The sequence below is a fragment of the Nonomuraea montanisoli genome, from assembly GCF_013363975.1.
In the GTDB taxonomy this organism is placed as follows: Bacteria; Actinomycetota; Actinomycetes; order Streptosporangiales; family Streptosporangiaceae; genus Nonomuraea; species Nonomuraea montanisoli.
This window is the reverse complement of the sequence record NZ_JABWGN010000006.1, coordinates 386,766-407,352: the sequence shown is the minus strand read 5'-3', so window position 1 is coordinate 407,352 and position 20,587 is coordinate 386,766. Positions and strand designations below refer to the sequence as shown.

The 20,587-nt window shown below is 71.5% G+C and carries 22 protein-coding genes and 1 pseudogene; 11 read left to right on the top strand and 12 right to left on the bottom strand.

The genetic code is table 11. The features are described 5' to 3' along the window. Nucleotides 1-11: 11 nt before the first annotated feature. The gene (locus tag HTZ77_RS17520) at nucleotides 12-551 is read right to left on the bottom strand and encodes an LOG family protein (protein WP_175590657.1); all 540 of its coding nucleotides are present in this window, start codon (nucleotides 549-551) and stop codon (nucleotides 12-14) included. Nucleotides 552-964: 413 nt separating this feature from the next. Between HTZ77_RS17520 and HTZ77_RS17515 the strand changes: the two genes are divergently transcribed. The 5 genes from HTZ77_RS17515 to HTZ77_RS17495 all read left to right on the top strand — a co-directional run bounded on the left by HTZ77_RS17515 (nucleotide 965) and on the right by HTZ77_RS17495 (nucleotide 6,516). Beyond that, nucleotides 965-2,668: an enoyl-CoA hydratase-related protein gene (locus tag HTZ77_RS17515; protein WP_175590656.1), complete on the top strand. Its 1,704-nt coding sequence runs from the start codon at nucleotides 965-967 to the stop codon at nucleotides 2,666-2,668. Between the two features lie 16 nt (nucleotides 2,669-2,684). Further along, on the top strand, nucleotides 2,685-4,214 hold the full coding sequence (locus HTZ77_RS17510) for a helix-turn-helix domain-containing protein (RefSeq protein WP_175590655.1): 1,530 nt from the start codon (nucleotides 2,685-2,687) through the stop codon (nucleotides 4,212-4,214). 105 nt (nucleotides 4,215-4,319) lie between these two features. Then, nucleotides 4,320-5,366: a tyrosine-type recombinase/integrase gene (locus tag HTZ77_RS17505; protein ID WP_175590654.1), complete on the top strand. Its 1,047-nt coding sequence runs from the start codon at nucleotides 4,320-4,322 to the stop codon at nucleotides 5,364-5,366. A 156-nt stretch (nucleotides 5,367-5,522) separates the two neighbouring features. Next, on the top strand, nucleotides 5,523-5,759 hold the full coding sequence (locus tag HTZ77_RS17500) for a DUF6289 family protein (protein WP_175590653.1): 237 nt from the start codon (nucleotides 5,523-5,525) through the stop codon (nucleotides 5,757-5,759). A 265-nt stretch (nucleotides 5,760-6,024) separates the two neighbouring features. Further along, nucleotides 6,025-6,516, top strand: a complete 492-nt coding sequence (locus HTZ77_RS17495; protein ID WP_175590652.1) for a hypothetical protein — start codon at nucleotides 6,025-6,027, stop codon at nucleotides 6,514-6,516. Between the two features lie 58 nt (nucleotides 6,517-6,574). On the opposite strand, the gene HTZ77_RS17490 is transcribed toward HTZ77_RS17495, so the two are convergent. From HTZ77_RS17490 to HTZ77_RS17480, 3 genes are read right to left on the bottom strand one after another with little or no spacing between them, the layout of a single operon-like run. Continuing rightward, nucleotides 6,575-7,414 (bottom strand): alpha/beta fold hydrolase, encoded by an 840-nt coding sequence (locus HTZ77_RS17490; protein ID WP_175590651.1) that lies wholly within the window; start codon nucleotides 7,412-7,414, stop codon nucleotides 6,575-6,577. After that, a complete protein-coding gene (locus tag HTZ77_RS17485) occupies nucleotides 7,411-8,418 on the bottom strand; it encodes a HEAT repeat domain-containing protein (protein WP_175590650.1) in 1,008 nt (335 codons plus the stop codon). The genes HTZ77_RS17490 and HTZ77_RS17485 overlap by 4 nt, the downstream gene beginning before the upstream one ends. Before the next feature lie 6 nt (nucleotides 8,419-8,424). Continuing rightward, on the bottom strand, nucleotides 8,425-9,093 hold the full coding sequence (locus HTZ77_RS17480; protein WP_175590649.1) for a HEAT repeat domain-containing protein: 669 nt from the start codon (nucleotides 9,091-9,093) through the stop codon (nucleotides 8,425-8,427). A gap of 306 nt (nucleotides 9,094-9,399) precedes the next feature. Between HTZ77_RS17480 and HTZ77_RS17475 the strand changes: the two genes are divergently transcribed. Beyond that, nucleotides 9,400-10,596 (top strand): hypothetical protein, encoded by a 1,197-nt coding sequence (locus tag HTZ77_RS17475; RefSeq protein ID WP_175590648.1) that lies wholly within the window; start codon nucleotides 9,400-9,402, stop codon nucleotides 10,594-10,596. A 285-nt stretch (nucleotides 10,597-10,881) separates the two neighbouring features. Here HTZ77_RS17475 and HTZ77_RS17470 read toward each other — a convergent pair whose 3' ends face one another. Next, a complete protein-coding gene (locus HTZ77_RS17470; RefSeq protein WP_328808631.1) occupies nucleotides 10,882-11,850 on the bottom strand; it encodes a GlxA family transcriptional regulator in 969 nt (322 codons plus the stop codon). Between the two features lie 96 nt (nucleotides 11,851-11,946). Between HTZ77_RS17470 and HTZ77_RS17465 the strand changes: the two genes are divergently transcribed. Then, complete coding sequence (locus tag HTZ77_RS17465) at nucleotides 11,947-12,777, top strand: dienelactone hydrolase family protein (RefSeq protein ID WP_175590646.1); 831 nt, start codon at nucleotides 11,947-11,949, stop codon at nucleotides 12,775-12,777. A 14-nt stretch (nucleotides 12,778-12,791) separates the two neighbouring features. Here the strand turns inward: HTZ77_RS17465 and HTZ77_RS17460 are convergent, their stop codons facing one another. Beyond that, on the bottom strand, nucleotides 12,792-13,229 hold the full coding sequence (locus HTZ77_RS17460) for a MerR family transcriptional regulator (RefSeq protein ID WP_175590645.1): 438 nt from the start codon (nucleotides 13,227-13,229) through the stop codon (nucleotides 12,792-12,794). Between the two features lie 193 nt (nucleotides 13,230-13,422). Between HTZ77_RS17460 and HTZ77_RS17455 the strand changes: the two are divergent. Both HTZ77_RS17455 and HTZ77_RS17450 read left to right on the top strand, forming a co-directional pair. Then, a pseudogene (locus HTZ77_RS17455) lies at nucleotides 13,423-14,496 on the top strand (MFS transporter); the annotation flags it as partial. Between the two features lie 105 nt (nucleotides 14,497-14,601). Further along, on the top strand, nucleotides 14,602-14,976 hold the full coding sequence (locus HTZ77_RS17450; protein WP_175590644.1) for a DUF2255 family protein: 375 nt from the start codon (nucleotides 14,602-14,604) through the stop codon (nucleotides 14,974-14,976). 33 nt (nucleotides 14,977-15,009) lie between these two features. Here HTZ77_RS17450 and HTZ77_RS17445 read toward each other — a convergent pair whose 3' ends face one another. The 4 genes from HTZ77_RS17445 to HTZ77_RS47495 all read right to left on the bottom strand — a co-directional run bounded on the left by HTZ77_RS17445 (nucleotide 15,010) and on the right by HTZ77_RS47495 (nucleotide 17,312). Further along, the gene (locus HTZ77_RS17445) at nucleotides 15,010-15,390 is read right to left on the bottom strand and encodes a YunG family protein (protein WP_205302748.1); all 381 of its coding nucleotides are present in this window, start codon (nucleotides 15,388-15,390) and stop codon (nucleotides 15,010-15,012) included. Nucleotides 15,391-15,644: 254 nt separating this feature from the next. Beyond that, complete coding sequence (locus tag HTZ77_RS17440) at nucleotides 15,645-15,899, bottom strand: helix-turn-helix domain-containing protein (protein WP_175590642.1); 255 nt, start codon at nucleotides 15,897-15,899, stop codon at nucleotides 15,645-15,647. Nucleotides 15,900-15,945: 46 nt separating this feature from the next. Next, complete coding sequence (locus HTZ77_RS17435; protein ID WP_175590641.1) at nucleotides 15,946-16,458, bottom strand: hypothetical protein; 513 nt, start codon at nucleotides 16,456-16,458, stop codon at nucleotides 15,946-15,948. Beyond that, the gene (locus tag HTZ77_RS47495) at nucleotides 16,449-17,312 is read right to left on the bottom strand and encodes a MerR family transcriptional regulator (RefSeq protein ID WP_175590640.1); all 864 of its coding nucleotides are present in this window, start codon (nucleotides 17,310-17,312) and stop codon (nucleotides 16,449-16,451) included. The genes HTZ77_RS17435 and HTZ77_RS47495 overlap by 10 nt, the downstream gene beginning before the upstream one ends. 103 nt (nucleotides 17,313-17,415) lie before the next feature. Here HTZ77_RS47495 and HTZ77_RS17425 point away from each other — a divergent pair, with 103 nt between their 5' ends. Next, complete coding sequence (locus tag HTZ77_RS17425) at nucleotides 17,416-18,177, top strand: MerR family transcriptional regulator (protein ID WP_175590639.1); 762 nt, start codon at nucleotides 17,416-17,418, stop codon at nucleotides 18,175-18,177. A gap of 55 nt (nucleotides 18,178-18,232) precedes the next feature. Further along, a complete protein-coding gene (locus tag HTZ77_RS17420) occupies nucleotides 18,233-18,727 on the top strand; it encodes a pyridoxamine 5'-phosphate oxidase family protein (RefSeq protein WP_175590638.1) in 495 nt (164 codons plus the stop codon). On the opposite strand, the gene HTZ77_RS17415 is transcribed toward HTZ77_RS17420, so the two are convergent. Both HTZ77_RS17415 and HTZ77_RS17410 read right to left on the bottom strand, forming a co-directional pair. Next, nucleotides 18,722-19,354 carry a response regulator gene (locus tag HTZ77_RS17415; protein ID WP_175590637.1) on the bottom strand — a complete coding sequence of 211 codons (633 nt, stop codon included), beginning with the start codon at nucleotides 19,352-19,354 and terminating at the stop codon, nucleotides 18,722-18,724. The genes HTZ77_RS17420 and HTZ77_RS17415 overlap by 6 nt on opposite strands. Then, entirely contained in the window at nucleotides 19,351-20,520 is a 1,170-nt protein-coding gene (locus HTZ77_RS17410) for a sensor histidine kinase (protein ID WP_175590636.1), read from the bottom strand. The genes HTZ77_RS17415 and HTZ77_RS17410 overlap by 4 nt, the downstream gene beginning before the upstream one ends. Nucleotides 20,521-20,587 lie beyond the last annotated feature (67 nt).

Here is a 20,587-nt window from a genome sequence, read left to right as displayed (position 1 = left end):
GTGGGTGGGGGTCAGCGGTCGGTGAGGTGCTGCTGCAGGTAGGTCATGGCCTCGGCGGGTTCCTCGGCGAAGTAGATGAGTTCGGACAGGGGGCGGGGCAGGAAGCCTTCGTCCTCCATGCGCTGGAACTGCTGCTTGAGGCCGTCGTAGAAGCCGGCGGTGTTGAGCAGGACGACGGGTTTGTCGGTGTGGCCGTGCTTCTTGAGTTCGAGGATGTCGGTGGCTTCGTCGAGGGTTCCGGTGCCGCCGACCATGATGAGGACGGCGTCGGCCTTGTCGAGCAGGAGGCGTTTGCGTTCGGCGAGGTCGCGGGCGATGACCATGTCGTCGACGCCGGTCCTGACCTTGTCGACGAGGAAGTGCACGGACACGCCCATGAGGCGGCCGCCGTTTTCGTGGACGCCGTCGGCGACGACTTTCATGAGGCCGACGTCGGAGCCGCCCCATACGAGGGTGTGGCCGCCTTTGCCGATGAGTTCGGCGAGGGTGCGGGCGGGGCGGGTGTAGGTGTCGGCGAGGTCGGCGGCTGACAGGAAGACGCAGATGTTCATGGGGTCAACCTACGGGGGGTGGCCGGGGGGCGGGTGCGGGTGGGGTGTGGTGACGCGTTGGAGGCGGGTGGGGTACGGATCGTGGGGGGTTTCGGACGCGGGGCTGGTGGGTCGTGTGGGGGTGGGGATGGCTGCGCCGTGGCTGCACCCCCTCCGAAAATTCCGGCATTCGTGGACGATTGGTGCGGCACAGGGCGGCTTTTTGCGGGGTTATGTCAGCAGTACTTGCCCCGGCATGTAAGCATCAATGCATGTACGGGACATATGTGGCTGTCTTAAACGCGCGGGGCCGATGGGACGGCGTCTCCCGCCGGCCCCGCTGAGACCGCCGCCGCTCCCCTGCCTCACCGCGGGCCCGCCCCCGGCCGGCCCCTCCCCCTAGCTTGCGACGAAGATCCGAAGGAAGTCCCCCGTTGCGTATCCTGCTGCTCTGCTCCTCGTTCAACGGCCTGACCCAGCGCGCCTGGCTGGAGCTGCGCCGGGCCGGCCACGACGTCACCGTCGAGCTGGCCCTGTCGGAGCAGGTGATGCTGGAGGCCGCCCAGCTGGCCAAACCCGACCTGGTCATCTGCCCGTTCCTGAAGGAGAAGGTGCCCACGCGGCTGTGGCAGACTCAGCGCACGGTCATCATCCACCCCGGCCCGCCCGGCGACCGCGGCCCGTCCTCGCTCGACTGGGCCATCCTCGACGGCGAACCCACCTGGGGTGTCACGGCGCTGCAGGCCGTGGAGGAGATGGACGCCGGCCCCATCTGGGGCTACCGCACCTTCCCCATGCCGGCCGAACCCCCGCGCAAGTCCGCCCTCTACAACGGGCCGGTCGCCGACGCCGCCGTCGAGCTGGTGGCCGAGGTGGCCGCCAAGGCCGCCGATCCCTCCTTCACCCCGGCCCCGCTGGACTACCGGCGCCCGGAGGTCGTGGGGCGGCTGCGCCCGGCCATGCGCCACGCCGACCGCGAGTTCTCCTGGGAGGAGCCCACCGACGCGGTGCTGCGCCGCGTACGGGCCGCCGACGGCGCGCCCGGCGGCCGCGCCCTGCTGGCCGGCACCTCGGTGCGGGTCTTCGACGTCTACCGGGGGCCCGCCCTGTCCGGCCGGCCCGGCACCGTGGCCGGCCGGCGCGAGGGCGCCCTGCTCGTCCACACCGGCGACGGGTCGGTCTGGGTGGGACACCTGCGCCGTGACGAGCCCGGCGCCGTCAAGCTGCCCGCCGTCACCGTGCTCGGCGAGCAGGCCGCGCTGGCCGAGGAGCGCACCGGCTACAGCGAGATCACCTACGACCGCAGTGACAGCGTCGGCGTGGTCAGCTTCGACTTCTACAACGGCGCCATGTCCGGCGAGCAGTGCCGCCGCCTGGCCTCGGCCCTGCGCTACGCCGTCGCGCAGGACACCCGCGTGCTGGTGGTGCGCGGCGGCGAGGTCTTCTCCAACGGCATCCACCTCAACGTCATCGACTCGGCCCGCCACCCCCAGATGGAGGCGTGGGTCAACATCAACGCCATCAACCAGGTGTGCCGGGAGATCGTCTCCTGTACCGGGCAGCTCGTGGTCACCTCGATCGGCGGCAACGCCGGCGCCGGCGGCGTCATGATGGGCCTGGGCGCCGACCGGGTGCTGGTGCGCCAGTCCGTGGTGCTCAACCCCCATTACCGCACCATGGGGCTGTTCGGCTCGGAGCTGTGGACCTACACGCTGCCCCGGCGGGTCGGCGCCGACGCCGCGCACCGGCTGACCCAGGACGCCCTGCCCGTGGGGGCGGCCGAGGCCGCCGCGCTGGGCCTGGCCGACGAGGTGCTGCCCGGGTCGCGGCTGGAGTTCGAGCGGGCGGTGCTCGACTACGCCGAGCGCCTGGCCCACGACGCCGGGTACGGGCGGCTGCTGGCCGCGCGGCGCGCGCAGCGTGAGGAGGACGAGCGGCGCAAGCCGCTGGAGGCCTACCGGGTGGAGGAGCTGGCCGAGATGAGCCGCGACATGTTCGACGACCGGCACGGCTTCGCCGCGGCCCGGGCCGCGTTCGTCGGCAAGCGTAAGCCCGAGGTCACGCCGGCCCATCTGGCGGCGCATCGGGAGTTGTCCGGCGCGTCGGCAGGGGCAGGCGTGGCCCGATCTCATATGTGAGATATTCTCGGCTCTTGTGACAGATGACTACCTTGTGCGGATCGGCCGGTTGATTCGGGACGCGCGCCAGCACCGTGGTTGGACCCAGCTTCAACTGGCCGACGCCCTGGCCACCAGCCAGAGCGCCGTCAACCGCATCGAGCGCGGCAACCAGAACATCAGCCTTGAGATGATCGCCCGCATCGGCGAAGCCCTCGACAGCGAGATCGTCTCACTCGGCTACGCCGGCCCCATGCACCTGCGCGTGGTCGGCGGGCGCCGCCTGTCGGGCAGCATCGACGTCAAGACCTCCAAGAACGCGTGCGTGGCCCTGCTGTGCGCCTCCCTGCTCAACTCCGGCCGCACCATCCTGCGCAAGGTCGCCCGCATCGAGGAGGTCTACCGCATCCTGGAGGTCCTGGCCTCCATCGGCGTACGCGCCCGGTGGATCAACGAGGGCAACGACCTGGAGATCGTCCCTCCGGCCCGCCTCGAACTGGAGGCCATGGACACCGAGGCGGCGCGCCGCACCCGCAGCGTCATCATGTTCCTCGGCCCTCTCATGCACCGCACCGACCAGTTCAACATCCCCTACGCCGGCGGCTGCGACCTCGGCACCCGCACCGTCCAGCCGCACATGTCCGCCCTCAAGCACTTCGGCCTGGACATCACCGCGACCGGCGGCTTCTACCACGCCCGCGTCGACCGCGGCGCCGCCCCGAACCGCCCCATCGTGCTCACCGAACGCGGCGACACCGTCACCGAGAACGCGCTGCTGGCCGCCGCCCGCCACGACGGCGTCACCGTCATCCGCAACGCCTCCTCCAACTACATGGTCCAGGACCTGTGCTTCTTCCTGGAGCAGCTCGGCGTGCGGGTGGACGGCATCGGCACCACCACGCTGACCGTCCACGGCCTGGCCACCATCGAACGCGACGTCGACTACTCCCCCTCCGAGGACCCCGTCGAGGCGATGAGCCTGCTGGCCGCCGCCGTCGTCACCTCCTCGGAGCTGACGATCTGCCGCGTCCCCGTCGAGTTCCTGGAGATCGAGCTCGCGGTGCTGGAGGAGATGGGCCTCGACCACGACCGCGGCGCCGAATACGCCGCCGCCAACGGCCGCACCCGCCTGGTCGACCTGACCGTGCGTCCCTCCAAGCTCGTCTCCCCCATCGACAAGATCCACCCGATGCCGTTCCCCGGCCTCAACATCGACAACGTCCCGTTCTTCGCCGCCATCGCCGCCACCGCCCAGGGCTCCACCCTCATCCACGACTGGGTCTACGACAACCGCGCCATCTACCTGACCGAACTGACCCGCCTGGGCGCCTCGGTCAAACTCCTCGACCCGCACCGCGTGCTCGTCGAGGGCCCCACCCGCTGGCGCAGCGCCGAGATGATGTGCCCGCCCGCGCTGCGGCCCGCCGTGGTCGTCCTGCTGGCCATGATGGCCGCCGAGGGCACCTCGGTCCTGCGCAACGTGTATGTGATCAACCGCGGCTACGAGGACCTCGCCGAACGGCTCAACGCGCTCGGCGCGCGCATCGAGACCTTCCGCGACATCTGAGTTTCTGTCGGTGGCGGCCGCTACCGTCTCCCTCGTGGATCTTGAGTTCGGCCGTACGACCTCGCCGGTCGTACGGACCGGCCACACGAGACGAGGAGGGGGACGGTGCGGCCTGCGCAGCTCGAACGGGTCACGGTGGCCGAGGCGGCGGACCGCTACGTGGAACTGGTGCGGGCACGGACGCTGACGGGGGCCCTGTCCCCCGCCACCGCCGAGGTCTACGCCCGCGACGTGGCGACGCTCGTTGACCTGGCCGGAGGCGAGCGCGTGCTCGACGACCTGACCGGCCAGGACATCGACGCCATTCTGCTGGCCTTCGCCCGCAAACCCGACGGGCGGCGCACCCACGCCGCCGACGGCACCACGCCGGGCCAGTCGCCCTCCTCCCAGGCCCGCTTCCGCCGCTCGGTCTCGGCCCTGTTCAAGCACGCCCTGCTGGCCGGCTGGGTCCAGCTCGACCCGATGACCGTCTCCACCGTCACCGCCCGCCAGCGCGGCGGCCTGCGCCCCGAACGGCGCGCCCTGACCCGCGAGCAGGCCCAGGGCCTCATCGGGGCCGCCCGCACCCTGGAGGAGGCCCCTCAGCAGGGCCGCCGCGACCAGCGCATGGAATCGCGCGACGCGCTCATCGTGCTGCTGCTGTCCACCATGGGCCCGCGCGTCTCGGAGCTCGTGCGCGCCAACGTCGAGGACTTCTACACCAACGACGGTGTCCGCTACTGGCGCATCTTCGGCAAGGGCGGCCGCACCCGCGACGTCCCGCTGCCCCAGGCCGTGGCCGAAGCCCTGGACGCCTACCTCGACCGCGGCCGCCCCCTGGTCGCCGACCGGGCCGCCGGCGGCCCCGACGGCAAGGCGCTGCTGCTGTCCTGGCGCGGCCGGCGCCTGGCCCGCGGCGCCGTCCAGGGAGTGATCGACCGGGTGCAGGCGCGCGTCGAGCCGGCCCAGCGCCGCTCGGTGACCCCTCACGGTTTACGGCACACCACGGCCACCCATCTGCTGGCCGACGCCGTCGACATGGACGCCGTGCGCCGGGTCCTCGGCCACAGCGACCTGTCCACCCTCGGCCGCTACCGCGACGAGCTGCCGGGGGAGCTGGAGGTGGCGATGCGCATCCACCCGCTGCTGCGCGAACCCAAGCGCGGCGGCTGACCCCGCCGCGCCGGTGGCCTCCGCCGGGCCGCCGGGGCGGTTGGGGTGGTTGGGGCGCGGCCGAAGATGAGCCGCTCTTGCGTTCCGTTCCCGCGGGACGGATCATGTCGATCAACGTGATCTTCGTGCTGTTCCCCGCTCGAGGAAGGACCATCCATGATCCGTCGCGTCCTGGTCGCCGCGGCCCTGACCACCGCCGCGCTGGCCACCGTACCGGCCGGCGCGCAGGCCGCCCCCGCCTGCCCGGCCGGCTACATGTGCAACACCCAGTACTACTCCGACGCCGCCCGCACCAACCTCGTCGGCGTCAAGACGCAGTTCTGCGACGGCGAGGTCTCCAGCTGGGGCCGGCTGTCCGGCTACATCGTCTGGTCCAGCAGCCCCTGCAACTGACGCACCCCGCACCCGGCAGGGCACGGCCCCGGCCCGCCCTGCCGGCCCCTCACCGGGCCGCAGGCTTGATCATCGGTCGTCAGACTTCTGGGGGTCGCGCTGCTAGGGACGGTTTCGGTGGTCGGGAGTCCTGGGAGAGCCGGGCGCTGTCGAAGCGGTTCTTGACGTTCTTGTATGGGCGGGCGTGGACGCATGCGGAAGGACCGACGGCGTTGTTCGATCAGTCGGTGGCGTGGCTACGCCGGCATCGGATGCTGCTGCCGGGGTGACGGGGCTGGAGCGGCTGGTCGGCTCGGTGCGGGCGCGGGCGGATGAGCGTCTGTATGCGACGGTGGCGCGTCAGGTGGAGCGCGCCGATGCGGGGTTGCCGCAGGCGTGGTCGGGGCTGCTGGTGGTTCCCGAGGGGGCGCGGATCTCGGAGTTGGAGCGGCTGCGGCAGGCGCCCAAGCGGCAGTCGGGCACGGAGATGGCCAAGGCAAGTGATGGGGATCGGACAGGTGGTCGTGCCGGGCAGCCCCCGATCTTTCCGAAGGATGTGGGGATGAGCGAGGACAGGCACCCGGCCTTCGACGACGACGTCGACGACCTGGACGAGGAGGAGGCGGGGTCGTCATCATCGAAGAGCGCGCGGGCCGCCCCGGCGGCGGTGGGTGCGCTGCGTCATGCCGGTGATGGCGGAGGTCGACCCGACACCGACCGGATCACCCGGATGGTGACGCTGCCGGAGGCCATACTGGCTCGGACACAGACCACTTGATCAACGACTTCTACCAGTCAACCCCGGAGCCCGAGGGGGAGATCCCCTCGGGCGACCCTCAGGCCCGGAGGAACGCGGCGATCGGCTCGGCCTGGCCGAAGACAGCGTGACCCACCTCGGGCAGCAGATGCACGGTCGCGTGCGGGATGCACTCACGCACGCGCCGCGCGGTCTGGTGGGAGTCGAACATCACGTCACGGCCGCCGACGATGACGAGGACGTGCATGGTGAGAGCGCGCAACGCCACGTCGGGGAACACCGGGAGCCTCTCTCTGCGCGGGTTGAAGTGTGTGAACGTCAGGACGACGGCGTCGAGCGCCTGGCGGTCCCTGTCCCCGTCCAGTCCTGCGACCTCCATCGCCGACTCACGCAGTCCGCCGCGCTGAAACAGGCGGGTCAGCAGGGCCTTGAACATCCAGCCGACCTTCTGCCGTCCCACGCCGCCTGGGCACATCAACGCCAGGCGGGTCACCCGTTCTGGACGGCGGATGGCGTAGTCCAGGGCCGTCCAGCCGCCGAGGGACGTGCCGACGAACGCGGCCTCGATGATCCTGAGCCCTTCCAGCACGTCGTCCAGCCAGAGTGCCACGGCGTCGGAGTCCAGGGCGGGGCGCGAGGGCGCGCTCAGACCCGGCTCGCCGACGAGGTCGACGGCGTAGGTGCGGAAGTTCTGAGACCAGGTGGCGACATCTTCTCGCCACATCGACGCGTTCGCGCCCGAACCGTGCAGCAGCACCAGGGGCGGCGCGTCGTGCGGGCCGGAGGCGAGGACGAAGGTCTCGCCCTGACGGGTCGGCACCCGTAGCCGCTCGGCGGGAACCGGCCATGCCTCCAGCGCCTGCCGGTAGTGCTCGAGGAGCTCGCGTCCACCGGCTTCTGACTTGTAGATCATGGTCATGACGCCTGCTCGCGTATCCCGAGGATGTATGCCGCGGTAAGCGCAACGGCACGGTCTTCGTCATGTGACAGATCCGCGAGAGCTCGTGACGCTGTGGTTCCAGGGATGTCCGCGAGCGCCTGTGTCAGCCGTCGGCGTGCCGACGATTCGACGGTGTCATGGTCGAGGCGATCGACGAGCATGGAAGCGATCCGATCCGCCGAGGCGGGACGACTCGCCAGCGCGCTCAGGGCATCGGCCGCATCGACGTCATTCGTCCCCTCGACAACCATGTCGATGAGCGTCGGAACGGCTTCGGCTCCGCCACGGGCCCCCAGTGCCAGAGCCGCGTACCTGCGGACCACGATGTCGGGGCTGGTGAGGGCCTCCTGCAGCAGCGCGGTCGCCGTACCGTCCGAGATCTCGGCGATGGACTGGACGGCACGTTTGCGCACCTCGGCCACCGGTGAGCCGAGCCCTTCCGCAAGCAGCGCCAATCCGTCGTCGCCCGATTGCGCCAGCGCCCATCGAAGGGCTCCGGCGACGTTCGGGTCCGTCTCGCTCAGCACTGCCTCGACCAGCGCTTCCACCGGCACCGGGCCCTCTTCGACAGAGGACAGGGCCGCGCGTTGGCGCCTACCGGCGCTCTTCGACCCCAGCGCTTGCAGGAGCGCGACGGCCTGGAGGACGTCCTGCCAACTCGTGGGTTCGGCAGCGCCGATCCGGTGCAGTCGCGTGAGCAGCCGTGTCTCAGCCGCGATGCGTTCTCGCGTCTGGCGGATGAGGTCGTCGACGAGCTCCGCGGGCCTGAAGTCAGGATCATCCAGTGCGCGCCCGACTTCCCGTAGCGACAGCCCCAACGACCGCAGGCTCTCGATATGAAAGATCCGCCGGATGTCCTCGCTGGAGTACTCGCGATAGCCGCCATCGCTGCGACCCGTCGGCCGCACCAGGCCGAGCGAGTCGTAATGCCGGAGCATGCGGGCGCTGACCCCGGACCGCCGTGCCACATCACCGATCAACACGGCCCGTCACTCGCCCTCGCCGGCGCCGCCGAGGGCCACCACACGCTTGGCCTCCTCGATCGCGAACGCCACCCCGGCATCCGGGTCGCGCAACAGCTTCTCCGTGGCGATCGCGTGCGCGCGTACCTGTGGGTCGGGATCCGTCATCGCGGCGCGCAGCGTTGGCACGATCACCTCACCGAGCGCGACCAGCGCCCTGCTGAGGCTCAGCCGCATCTCCCGCCCGCCGCGCCCGAGCTGCGTCGACAACACCGCGGCCAACTCGGGCACTTCACCATCGGGCACGAGCACGACCGCCGCCCGCCAAGCGCTCCGCGCCACCTCATCGTCGGCGTCGCGCAGGAGCGCCCGTGTGATCGCCGGCCACGCATGCCGATCCCCGATCTTGGACAGCGTGTGCAACGCCTGGCTTCGTGCCTGCGCATGCTCCGAGCGAACTTCTTCGACAAGCGCCGGGACCGTCATTGACGCCGGGTGGCGCGTGAGCGCCCACGTCAGCATGTCACGCACAGAGAATTCGGGCTCGATCGCGCAGCGTTCGATGAGCTTGTCGATGAACCGCGGGTCAGGGCTCGTGCCGAGCGCCAGCGCCGCCCGCAGCCGCACTGACGAGTCGTCGGCCTCCAGTCCCTGCAAAGCTGGGAACAGATCCGTGTCCTGTTTCGGCATAGCCATGGGGACCACCTCCTTGGCATCAGTGAAGACCTTGTCACAGTGTCAAGGTCAAGCGAGGCCACGCCGCGAGGTCGCCCGGCACCCGCCTGATCCGTCGGTTGGGCAACTGGATCCTCAACCTCACCCCGCCGGCCGCCGCGCCCTCCACGCACCTCCAGCTCGAATCCCGTGTCCTGTCCGCCCCTTGATGGCCGCCTCCTCGCACGGGGGCGTGCCCAGGGACCTCTACGGTGCCTGATGCCGAAGGTCAGCAATATTTCTGGAGAAATCGGACGACACCAAGGCGGGCGGGAAGAATGGCCGAGTGTGACGATCATGTGGCGAATGGCGGCGATGGTTGCCTTCCTCGGCGTGCCGGCGGCATGTTCGGGTGAGACGCCCGGGGCCGTGCGGTCCCCCACTCCTCCCGTTTCTCCGGCGGCCACCGCTTCTGCCCCGCCCACCACATCGCCAACACCGAGTGACCCGATCAAGCAGTCCAGGCGGTGGAAGGACATCAAGGTCCCGAAGCTCACGTCGGCCTCGGGGATGATCGAGGTGAAGGCGCCTGGACCGCGTGACGCGTGGGCCATCGGGTTCGAAGACAGCGCGGACGACGAGTTGGGCTGGGGCGTTCTCCTGCGGTGGGACGGCTCGACCTGGGCCCGCGTTCCGTTGCCGTGGAATAGGTTGGAACACCTCAGCGCGCTCGACGTGGACGGGCAGGATGACGTCTGGATTTCCGCTGGTTCCAAGCTCGCCCGACGAAGCGGCGGCCGCTGGAGGACCTTCAAGCCGTTCGGAATCGCCGAGAACTTCTTCTTCCGCGACATCGCCGTGGACAAAGGCCGTGCGGTGCTGCTCGGTGACGGCCCCCAACTCCCCTTCGTCGTCCGCTGGGACGGCAGGAAGTTCACGATGCAGGACTACTACGACGGCGCCAGGCTGAACGCAATCTCCTTCAAGAGCGGTCACGAGTGGATCGTCGGCGCCACAGACCACTTGAAATGCGAGGGGGTCACCCCCGAGATCTGGCACAGGGGCCCGGCGCACACGAACTGGAACGGGCAGGTCCCCCACGTACGCGGCGGGGTGCTGAAGAGCGTCTGGCAGACCGACCCCGACGACGTGTGGGCCGTGGGAGAGATCTCCTCAAGCGAACAAGAGCGGGACTACCAGTCGGGCGAATGCATCGACAAGAGAAGTGATGTCCCTCCTGTCCCGCTCGTCATGCACTGGGACGGCGCCGCTTGGAAGTCCGTGAAGCTGCCCGCCTGGAACGTCTCCCTGACCAGCGTCACAGCCGCGGGCAAGAACCATGTGTGGGCAAGCGGCGTCGGCCCGGCCGATGAGATCGTCTTCCTCCACTACGACGGCGAGAAGTGGACGCGGGAGGACCGCCGCGGCGCTGCTGAAAGCAGCGTCAACACCACGACGATCCCGGGAACGTCTGACCTGTGGTCGGTGGGCACCATCAACGGAACGACAGACGATGCGCAGGCGTTCGTCCTCAGGCGGCGTTAGCCCGGCCGATCGCGTGAAAGAGCCGCACCGCCACCGGGGGCACCCGGCGAGGAGGCGACCTTGATCCAACGGGCGTCTGCCTCAGACGCGCGGCCAGAACCCGCAGCCCCAGCTCGACGCCCTGGAGGCCGACGGTGAGGACGAGCTGGTGATGGAAGAAGGGAGTCCGGCAAGCGCGGCACCGCACGGCCGGAGTGGGAGGAGTTGCTCACCGAGCCGGTCACCGGCGACACGCTGGAGTTCCGGAAGCCCGACCGATAGGGCCGCTTCATGTTCGCCGCCGTGTCAGCCGGCACGGCGGAAGGCCGCCCGGTAGTCCCTCGGGCGTCGTCCGGTGTGCCGGGCGAACAGGGCGGCGAACGTGCCGGGGTCGCGGTATCCGACCGCGGCCGAGATGCCGGCGACGGTCCGGTCCGTGGTCTCCAGCAGGTGGCGGGCGCGACGGACCCGCGAGGACTGCAGGTACTCCAGCGGGCTCTGCCCCGTCTCCTCGGCGAAGCGCCGCAGCAGCGTCCGCGTGCTGACCCTGAACGCCTGCGACAACGCGACCAGGTCGTAGCGGGCGGCGAGATTCTGGTCCAGCCGTCGCATGACCTGCTGGGAGAACGCGTTTCCGGCCCGCGGCAGGAGGCGCGCCTCGACGTAGGGGGCCTGCGACGATCGCGCATCGTCCAGCAGCGCCACCCGCGCGGTCGCCCGCGCCACGCCGGCGCCGCTGTGCCGGCGGATCAGGTCCAGCGCGAAGTCGTACATGGCGCTGAAGGCCGCCGTCGTCGTCACCCCCGTGTCGGTGACGACCAGACACTCGGGCCGGATGTCGGCGTCCGGGCAGCGCCGAGCCAGCTCCCCGGCCAGGAGCCAGGCCGTCGTGGCGCGGCGCCGCTGGAGCAGCCCGGCCTCGGCCAGCAGGAACGCGCCGACGCAGATCGACACGACGACCGTGCCCGCCGCGGCCTGTGCCCGGATCGCCGCGATCTCAGGGGCCAGGGGCGCGAGCTCGGCGTCCACGTCCAGGCCCGGCACCAGCGCGAACCCCGGCACGACGAGGAGGTCCACCTCGCGCAGCGGTGCGACCTCCAGCGCCGCGCCGCCCGACGCGGTGACCCGGCGACGCGGCGAGACGATCGCCACCTCATACCCGCAGCCGTCCGGCCCGGCGACGTGCGCGGCCATCGTCAGCAGGTCGGGCACGCCGAACACCTCGGACGCGAAGCAGCCCGGATAGGCCAGGACACCGACCCGCAACGCGCTCACGCCCGCCTCCCCCCTCTCAGCCTGTGGCGAGATTACCCGCATACCTGGCGATCCCGCCTCTCACGCGGTACGGGGGGATCGGGCCACGCTGTCACCATGAACGCTGCCGGCCGCCCCCTCGACGAGGCCATCACCGACTTCTCCCGCCGACTCGTGGACGTGGACGGGGTGGTGAAGACCGTGTACGCCGCCGGCTCCGGGCCGGCCGTCGTCCTGATGCCGGAGATGCCGGGCATCAGCCCTGACGTCCTTCGGCTGGCGCGGTGGGTGCGGGACGCCGGCTTCACCGTCCATGTCCCCTCACTGTTCGGCGTCGACGGCGCCTACCCCACGGCCGAGGCCGGCAGGCAGGTCGTGCGCCGCGCGTGCGTCAGCGCCGAGTTCCGCGCGTTCGCCGGCGGCGGCACCAGCCCGGTCACGGCCTGGCTGCGCGGGCTCGCGCGCCAGGCCCACGCCGAATGCGGCGGTCCGGGCGTCGGCGCGATCGGACTGTGCTTCACCGGCAACTTCGCGCTGACCATGGCACTGGAGCCGGCCGTCATCGCGCCGGTGGTCAACCACCCGTCGCTGCCGCTGGACGACCCCGCCGGACTCGAGATCAGCGACGAGGACGCGCGCGCGGTCCGCGACCGCCTCACCCGCGACGGACTGACGGTCCTCGCCTACCGCTTCGACGACGACCGCTGGTGCACCGGGCAGCGCTTCGCCGCCTACCGGGCGCTGCTCGGCGACGCCTTCGACGGCCGCGTCCTTTCGGGTGGCGCGGCCGGCACCAGCCCGCCGCCGTTCTTCGCCGACGTCGTCGAGACCCCCCACAGCGTCGTCACCGCCCACCTCGTCGACGAGGAGGGACATCCCACGCTCCAGGCCAGGGACGAGATCATCGCCTTCCTGACCGGGCGGTTGAGCCCGCCCGCCCGGCCCTAGCCGGGATCCGCGCTTCAGCCGTTGGCCGGGACCGGAGCGGTCGTCTCGCCATCGCGCGGCACAGCCCCGTCGAGCGTGGCCAGCGCCCGGCGCGTGACGTCGGGCGGGGCCGCCGCGATGACTTGGTCCAGCGCGCCCAGGGACGTGCGCAGGTCGGTGATGGACCGCGTGATCCTGGCCCGTTCCCGGTGCAGGTCGGCGAGCAGGTCCGAGCACGTCGGGACCAGCCGGTCGCCGTCGTCGCGCAGGCACGGCAGGATCGTGGCGATGGTGGAGGTGTTCAGACCGGCGGCCAGGAGGCTGCGGATACGACGCACGGTGTCGACGTCCGCGTCGCCGTAGTCCCGGTAGCCGCTGGAGCGCCGCTCGGGGTGGAGCAGGCCCTGCTCCTCGTAATAGCGCAACAGGCGCTCGTGGACGCCCGTCCGCCGTGACAGTTCGCCGATCCGCACGCGCCTCTCCCCGATCCCGCCGCGAAGGCGTCACCGACACGACTTGACTCTCACATCCATGTGAGACTCTAGCGTCCTCGCCATGACAAGGACTCACCTGACGCTCGCCGCCCTGTGCGCGAACGTCTTCGTCGTCGGCACCTCGGAATACCTGATCTCCGGCCTGCTGCCCTAGGTCGGAGCCGACCTCAACGTATCCGTCGGCACAGCAGGACAAGCGGTCACCGTCTACGCCCTCGGAGTGGTGGCCGGCGGCCCCGCGGTGGCCCTGCTGACCGCCAGGACACCCCGCAAGGGGCTGGCGCTCGCGCTGATGCTGCTGTTCGCGGCGGGCAGCGCGATCAGCGCCCTGGCCCCCTCCTACGAACTGCTGCTGGCCGGACGCCTGGTCTCCTCCTTCAGCCACGCCGCCTTCCTCGCCCTGGCGCTGGTGACGGCGACCAGCGTGGTGCCGCCGCACAAGAGCGGCACGGCGATCGCCACGGTCGCCTCCGGCTTCACCGTGGCGACCCTGCTCGGCGTGCCCCTGGGAGCGCTGCTGGGAAGCAGCGCCGGATGGCGCACCCCGTTCGCCGTCCTGACCGCCCTGGCACTGGCAGGTCTCGCGCTGCTGGCAGCCGTCCTGCCCAAGCAGCCCGCCCCGGCCACGCGGCTGCGAGAGGAGATCCGGCTGGTGACCCGCCGCCCGGTCCTGCTCGCCATCGCCACCACCGCGGTCGGGTTCTCCGGCGTCGCGGTGGTGTTCACCTACATCGCGCCGCTGCTGACCCGCGAGTCGGGCTTCTCCTCCACGGCGGTCTCGGCGCTCCTGCTCACCTACGGGGCGGGCAGCTTCCTGGGCAACCTCATCGCCGGCCGGCTCACCGACAGGTCCATGAGCGCCACCGTACGCGGGGTCTTCGGCGGGCTGACCGGCGTGCTCGTCCTCATGCCGTTCGCCGCCGCCTGGCGGCCCTCCGCCGTGGCGGCGGTCCTGGTGCTCGGCCTGCTCGCCACCGCCACCATCGCCCCGCTGCAGGGACTGATCCTGCGCCACGCGGGCGGCGCCCCCACCCTGGCCGTCGCCGCCAACGTCGGCGCCTTCAACCTCGGCGCGGCCGCCGGATCGGCCCTCGGCGGCGTCATCGTCTCGGCGGGCGCCCTGCGCTGGACCGGCCTGGCCGGCGCCGCGCTGAGCCTGGCGGGCCTGGCCCTGACCTGCCTCGCCCTGCCCCGCACCCGCACGGCCGCACAGCCGGCCGGCGACGACGTCGCGGCCGCCGCCTGACTCCCGCCCAGAGAGGGGTACTGGCAGGGACCCCCCTGACCTCGCCTTTCGCGGCTACGGTGGAGCCATCCCCGCCGGCCCGCACACCCGCGAAGGAGACCCGCCATGACCGCCTGGACCACCGACGAACTGGAGCGCATCGCCGCCGCCGACGAACTCGACGTCGCGCCCCGGCGCGGCGACGGCACCCTGCGCGAGCCGACCACCATCTGGGTGGTCCGCGACGGCGACGACCTGTTCGTCCGCTCCTACCGGGGCGATGGCGGAGCCTGGTACCGCACCGCCCGCGCCAGCCACACGGGCCGGGTCAGCGCCGGCGGCGTGACCAAGGACGTCACCTTCGCCGAAGAGGCCGACCCGGCCGTCAACGACCGCCTCGACGCCGCCTACCACGGCAAGTACGGCCGCTACAGCGACTACGTCGCCCCGATGGTCGCCGCGCCCGCCCGCGCCAGCACGCTCAGACTCCTGCCGCGCTGACGCACAAGCGCAGGCCCGCGACGAACGAGATCGTCAGCGGCCGGCCGCTTCAGGGAGGGCGGAAAGCACCCGCTGCCGGAGCCGTTCGTACTCCTCGCGGCACCGGCGAGGCGGACCCGGTGGCCGCTGCTGCACCCGACCACCGACCACGACCTCGCCGGGGTGGAACTGATCGGAGGCGAGGTCCACCTCGGTGCCGTCAGGCAGCCGGTTCCAGTAGTGGTTGCCGACCTTGGCCCCATCGACCTGGACCTCGGCGAGGATCAGGTCACCTCCGAGCAGGTCCTGCACCACCAGCGCCGTCGTCCCGCACTGGCCCCTGGCCGGGTTGTCGGGCCGCCACTGCTCACGGCCCGCCGGATCGCAGGTGTCGGGCCCCCAGGCGGCCCGCAGCAACGGCCGCAGAAGTTCCACGTTCAGCATCCTGGGAGTGTCGCAGACAGGTGTGACAATCCGCGGCGTGAGCGCTGTGCGCGCGTGTGTGCCGGTGGAGGAGACCGGCCGGCCGATCTCGGTTCGCCACCGCGTGGTGTCGGCGGTGTCACGGCGGCCGACGAGGCAGGAGGCCGGCCCGGACGGGGCCGTCGACCGCGACCTGCGTGGCGGGCAGGGAAGGTCGCGAGGGCCGGGTAGGTGCGATCGACGTCCGCCGCTGGTCCGCGGCCGGGTCAGCCCCGTACGGCGGGTGTGACACGGCCCGCCAGACGATCCATGGAGACCCCGAGCACGTCAGCCAGCGCAGCGATCGTGAAGAACGCCGGCGTGGCGATACGCCCCGTCTCGATCTTGCGGAGCGTCTCGGCCGACATGCCCGCCGCCGCGGCGACCTCCACGATGCTGCGCTCGCCCCGCGCCAGGCGCAGCGTCATGCCCAACTGCTCGCCCCGCAGCCGCTCCTGGGGTGTCAGCGGTGGCCGTACCATGCTCCCAGTCTACCGTTCGGTATAGAAATACCGGGTAGATCGAGCGTCACCCCTGCCGCACCGGCTGACGCAACACCGTACGCGGCTCCGGATCGTCCAACGGCGTCAGATACACCTCATGATGCGGCCCGTTGACCACCAGACCACGCTCCGCCATGAACTCCTCCATCGCCTTCAACGTCACATACTCCTCGCTGAACGGCCCCAGATGCAGCGCCTCCACACACAACCCCTCCGTGTACGTCACCACCCGCACCCGATCCACCGCCGAACCCGGCGAACGCACCAGCTCCCGCGCCGACTCCAGCGCCCCCGGCTCCAGCGCCCCCGCCGCCGGCAGCATCAGATGCCAGCGCCACAGCTCCCGCTCCACCTCCAGACCCGGCCGCGGATCCTCCACCCACCACAGCCCCTCCAACGGACCCGCCGGCCCGCCCATCCCACCGGCCACCGCGAACAGCGCCCCGATCGCCGCCACATGCTCCGCGCCGCCCGGCGCCCCCATCCCCGTGACGCTCAGACACGTCGCCGGACCGTACGTCTTCAGCTCTACCAGCATGGCTCCTCCTCCAGAGGGATCATCAGATGAGTCACGAGCTCCTCAGGCGCCGTGACGGACGGATCCGACACGTACACCTCACGAATCGGCCCCCTGACCGCGTGGCGCCGCTCCGCGCACCACGCCAGCACCGCATGAACGGTCAGGCCGATCTGGTCATAAGGCCCCACATGCGTCGCGCACGCGAACGCGCCCCCCGCCAGCACCTCCACCCGGCCACCGGCCGGCAACACCCCCGACGGCGCCCGCTCCACCACCAGAGCGACCCCCACCTCCATCGGCTCCTGCATGTCCAGCGGGAACAACCCCACCAGCCGCACCGCCACCCCCGGCCCGGCCACCGGCGCCACCCCCTCCGCACCGGCCCCCGGCCCGGCCGCCCCGACGAACTCCAGCAGCCGCCCCACCCCCGCCGACGTCGCCCGCGCCACATCCGCCTCCCCCGACGCCCGCTCCCGCACCACCACCCCCAGACACGCCGGCTCCACCACCACCCGCACCTCAGCCGACGGCAACCCCCGCGCCATCACCCGCTCCAGCGACGCCAGCGCACGACGCCGCCGCGCCAGCTCCGCCTCCAAGCCCTCCCGCACCGACTCCAACGCCTGCGCCGACCCACCCAGCACCTGCGCGATCACCGCCAGCGGCACATCCATCGACCGCAACAACCCGATCGACAACGCCGCCCGCACCTGCGACGCCCGGTAATACCGGTAACCCGTCGCCTCATCCACCCACGCCGGCACGAGCAGCCCCAGCTCCCCGTAATGCCGCACCTGCTTGACACTCAACCGGCCCAGCCGCGCGAACGCCCCGATCGGCAACAATTCCTCATCGTCCACGCCCCACAGCATGGCCCCTCCCCCCATAGGAGAGTCCACCCGCCGCCCCGGCCACCCACCGCCCCGGCCACGACCGGCTTGAACCTCACGCCACGTCAGGATGCAAGGTGAACCCATGAGCCTCTCCGTCGGACAGGTCGCCACACTCGCCGGCATCACCGTCCGCACCCTGCACCACTACGACGAGATCGCCCTGCTCACCCCCGGCGAACGCACCCACACCGGCCACCGCCGCTACACCGACGCCGACCTCATCCGCCTCCAGCAGATCCTCCTCTACCGCGAACTCGGCTTCCCCCTCGACGAGATCGCCGTCATCCTCGACGCCCCCCACACCGACGAACTCACCCACCTGCGCCGCCAGCACGAACTCCTCACCCGCCAAGCCCGACGACTCAACGAGGTGATCAACGCCGTGGAACGCGCCCTCGACGCCCACACCCTGCAGATCCCCCTCACCCCCGACGAACGCTTCGAGATCTTCGGCACCTTCCGCCCCGAAGACCACACCCCCGAAGTCGAACGCCGCTGGGGCGCCACCCCCCAGTACGCCGAAAGCCGCCGCCGCGTCGCCACCCACACCCCGGCCGACTGGCTCCAGCTCAAAGCCGAAGCCGCCGCCCTCGTCGACGACCTCACCGCCGCCCTCAAAGCCGGCCTGCCCGCCGACAGCGACCACACCATGGACCTCGCCGAACGCCACCGCGGCCACATCAGCCGCTGGTTCTACCCCTGCACCCCCGACCTCCACCAGGGCCTCGGCGACCTGTACGTCACCGACCCCCGCTTCACCGCCACCTTCGACCGCCACGCCCCCGGCCTGGCCGCCTACCTCCGCCTGGCCATCCACGCCAACGCCACCCGCCGCCCCGCCTGACCCGCGCCTTCTATACGATCGGCTCGATCTTCCGACCAGCCCAGGAGCCGACCCGATGACGCCGCCGCCCGCCCGAACCCCCGACCAGCGCCAACACGACACCCTCCACCGGCTGCGGCACGACGTCGACGCCTGGGTCGCCACCGCCGACCCCGGCACCGGCGAACCGTACATGGTGCCGCTGTCCTTCCTGTGGGACGGCCACACCCTCCTGCTCGCCACCGCGGCCGCCAGCCCCACCGCCGCCAACCTCCAGGCGAACGGCAAGGCCAGGCTCGGCCTCGGCCTCACCCGCGACGTGGTCCTCATCGAAGGCACCGTCCAGACCCTGCGCATCGCCGAGATCTCCACCGAGATCGGCGACGCCTTCGCCGCCAAGACCGGCTTCGACCCGCGCGCGCTGCGCAGCCCCTACCTGTACTTCCGCGTGCGACCCGTGCTGATCCAGGCGTGGCGCGAGGTCAACGAGCTGGACGGCCGTGACCTGATGACCGACGGCCGCTGGCACGTCGAACAGGCGGCTCCCCCTCGCGACGAGAGCGTCTCATGAGGGCCCGGGGAGCCTGATCAGACGCCTCTCGACCGCCGCGGTCACCGCGGCCGTCCGCGTGTCCACCCCGAGCTTGCCGTAGATGTGCACCAGATGCGTCTTGACCGTCGCCTCGGTGATGAACAGCCGCCTGGCGATCTCCCGGTTGCCGGCCCCGCTGGCCAGCAGCTCCAGCAACTCCACCTCACGCACGCTCAACGCCGGGCCCGGAGCACGCAGACGCCGCATCATCCGGGTCGCCACCTCCGCCGACAGCACCGCCTGGCCCCTGGCCGCGGCGCGGATGCCCTGGAACAGCTCCTCCGGCGGGCACACCTTGAGCAGATAGCCGGTGGCCCCGGCGTCGACGGCGCGCATCACGTCCGCGTCGCTCTCATACGTCGTCAGCACCAGGACCTGCGGCGGCGAGGGCAGCTCCCGGATCCGCCGGATGGCCTCCACCCCGTCGATGCCGTCGCCCAGCTGCAGGTCCATGAGCACCACGTCCGGCTCGCACGTGGCGATCCCGCCCAGCGCCCCGACGCCGTCGGCGGCCTCACCGACGACCTCCAGGTCCGGCTCGGCGCCGAGCAACGCCACCAGGCCCGCCCGCACCACCGGATGATCGTCCACCAGGAACACCCTCATCGCGCCCTCACCACGTCCCGCTCACGCCCGGCCGGGACCGTGGCCGCGATCGCCGTACCCTCACCCACGACACTCTCGACCGCCAGGACGCCGTCCACCTCCGCCAGCCGCTCACGCATCGCCCGCAGCCCGAACCCCCGGCCGGCGGCGGGCGCGGGCCGCGCGAACCCCGCCCCGTCATCGAAGACGTCCAGCGTGACCTCACCCTCCAGGTACGACAACGTGACCATGGCCCGCGCCGCCCCGGAATGGTCACGCACGTTGGCCAGCGCCGCCTGCGCGACCCGCAGCAGCGCCGCCTGCACCTGCGGCTCCAGCCGGAACTGCTCACCCTCCACCCGGAAACCGACGCCCAGCCCCGTGTCGTCCCCCGCGTTCGCGCACAGCCGGGCCAGCGCCTCCGGCAACGAGGCCCCCACCAGAGCCGCGGGCTGCAGGTCGCGCACGAACCGCCGGGCCTCCTCCAGGTTCTCCGCGGCCGCGCCCGCCGCCCGCCGCAGATGGGCGCGGGCCAGCTCCGGGTCGCACTCCCACACGCGCTCGGCGGCCTGCAGCAGAATGCCCATGCTGGTCAGCCCCTGAGCGAGCGTGTCGTGGATCTCCCTGGCCAGCCGCTCGCGCTCCTCCAGCACACCGGTACGGTGCCGGGAGCCGGCCAGCGTCTCCCGGGTGCTGATCAGGTCGTCGATGAGCAGCTGCCGGGCGGCGCTCTCGTGCCGGAGCTCCCCGAAGATCACCGCCGTCATGGCGGCGACGCCGATCGGCGCGAGGATCAGGCTGAGATCGACCTCCTGAGCGATCTTGATCTGGGCGGCGATCACCACGAGAGTGAGCGCCGCGGCGGCCACCGCGACCCCGCGCGCGTTCAGCAGCCGCAGACACACGAACAGCAGGGGGACCGCGCACCAGCTGAACGACGGCGCCAGCACCACCAGCCCGAGCCAGACCGCCGCCACGCATCCCAGCCAGACGAGCCGCCTTCGCCCGAGACGGTCCCAGAACACGACGCCGACCGCGTACGCCGCGGCGAGCACGCCACAGACGGCCAAGGACGTCACACTCTGCGGACCCATGCCGTGCCGCGACACCAGCCGCAGAGCCGAGGCGGCGAGCAGCACGGAGAATCCGACGTGCATGGCCCAGTTGAGCCAGATGCGCTCCCTCATCGCCCTCCTTGTCCGTTTCTGCCCCGACCTTATGTCGTGCGCATGACTCTGCCGGACCAGGACGGCG

Bases quoted from the DNA above. Each gene is read 5' to 3' on its own strand.
- HTZ77_RS17450 (WP_175590644.1), top strand. From the start codon at position 14,602: ATGACCGCCTGGACCACCGACGAACTGGAGCGCATCGCCGCCGCCGAC.
- HTZ77_RS17440 (WP_175590642.1), bottom strand. From the start codon at position 15,899: ATGGTACGGCCACCGCTGACACCCCAGGAGCGGCTGCGGGGCGAGCAG.
- HTZ77_RS17520 (WP_175590657.1), bottom strand. From the start codon at position 551: ATGAACATCTGCGTCTTCCTGTCAGCCGCCGACCTCGCCGACACCTAC.
- HTZ77_RS17425 (WP_175590639.1), top strand. From the start codon at position 17,416: ATGAGCCTCTCCGTCGGACAGGTCGCCACACTCGCCGGCATCACCGTC.
- HTZ77_RS17490 (WP_175590651.1), bottom strand. From the start codon at position 7,414: ATGACCATGATCTACAAGTCAGAAGCCGGTGGACGCGAGCTCCTCGAG.
- HTZ77_RS47495 (WP_175590640.1), bottom strand. From the start codon at position 17,312: ATGCTGTGGGGCGTGGACGATGAGGAATTGTTGCCGATCGGGGCGTTC.
- HTZ77_RS17480 (WP_175590649.1), bottom strand. From the start codon at position 9,093: ATGGCTATGCCGAAACAGGACACGGATCTGTTCCCAGCTTTGCAGGGA.
- HTZ77_RS17465 (WP_175590646.1), top strand. From the start codon at position 11,947: ATGAACGCTGCCGGCCGCCCCCTCGACGAGGCCATCACCGACTTCTCC.
- HTZ77_RS17415 (WP_175590637.1), bottom strand. From the start codon at position 19,354: ATGAGGGTGTTCCTGGTGGACGATCATCCGGTGGTGCGGGCGGGCCTG.
- HTZ77_RS17435 (WP_175590641.1), bottom strand. From the start codon at position 16,458: ATGCTGGTAGAGCTGAAGACGTACGGTCCGGCGACGTGTCTGAGCGTC.
- HTZ77_RS17410 (WP_175590636.1), bottom strand. From the start codon at position 20,520: ATGAGGGAGCGCATCTGGCTCAACTGGGCCATGCACGTCGGATTCTCC.
- HTZ77_RS17420 (WP_175590638.1), top strand. From the start codon at position 18,233: ATGACGCCGCCGCCCGCCCGAACCCCCGACCAGCGCCAACACGACACC.
- HTZ77_RS17500 (WP_175590653.1), top strand. From the start codon at position 5,523: ATGATCCGTCGCGTCCTGGTCGCCGCGGCCCTGACCACCGCCGCGCTG.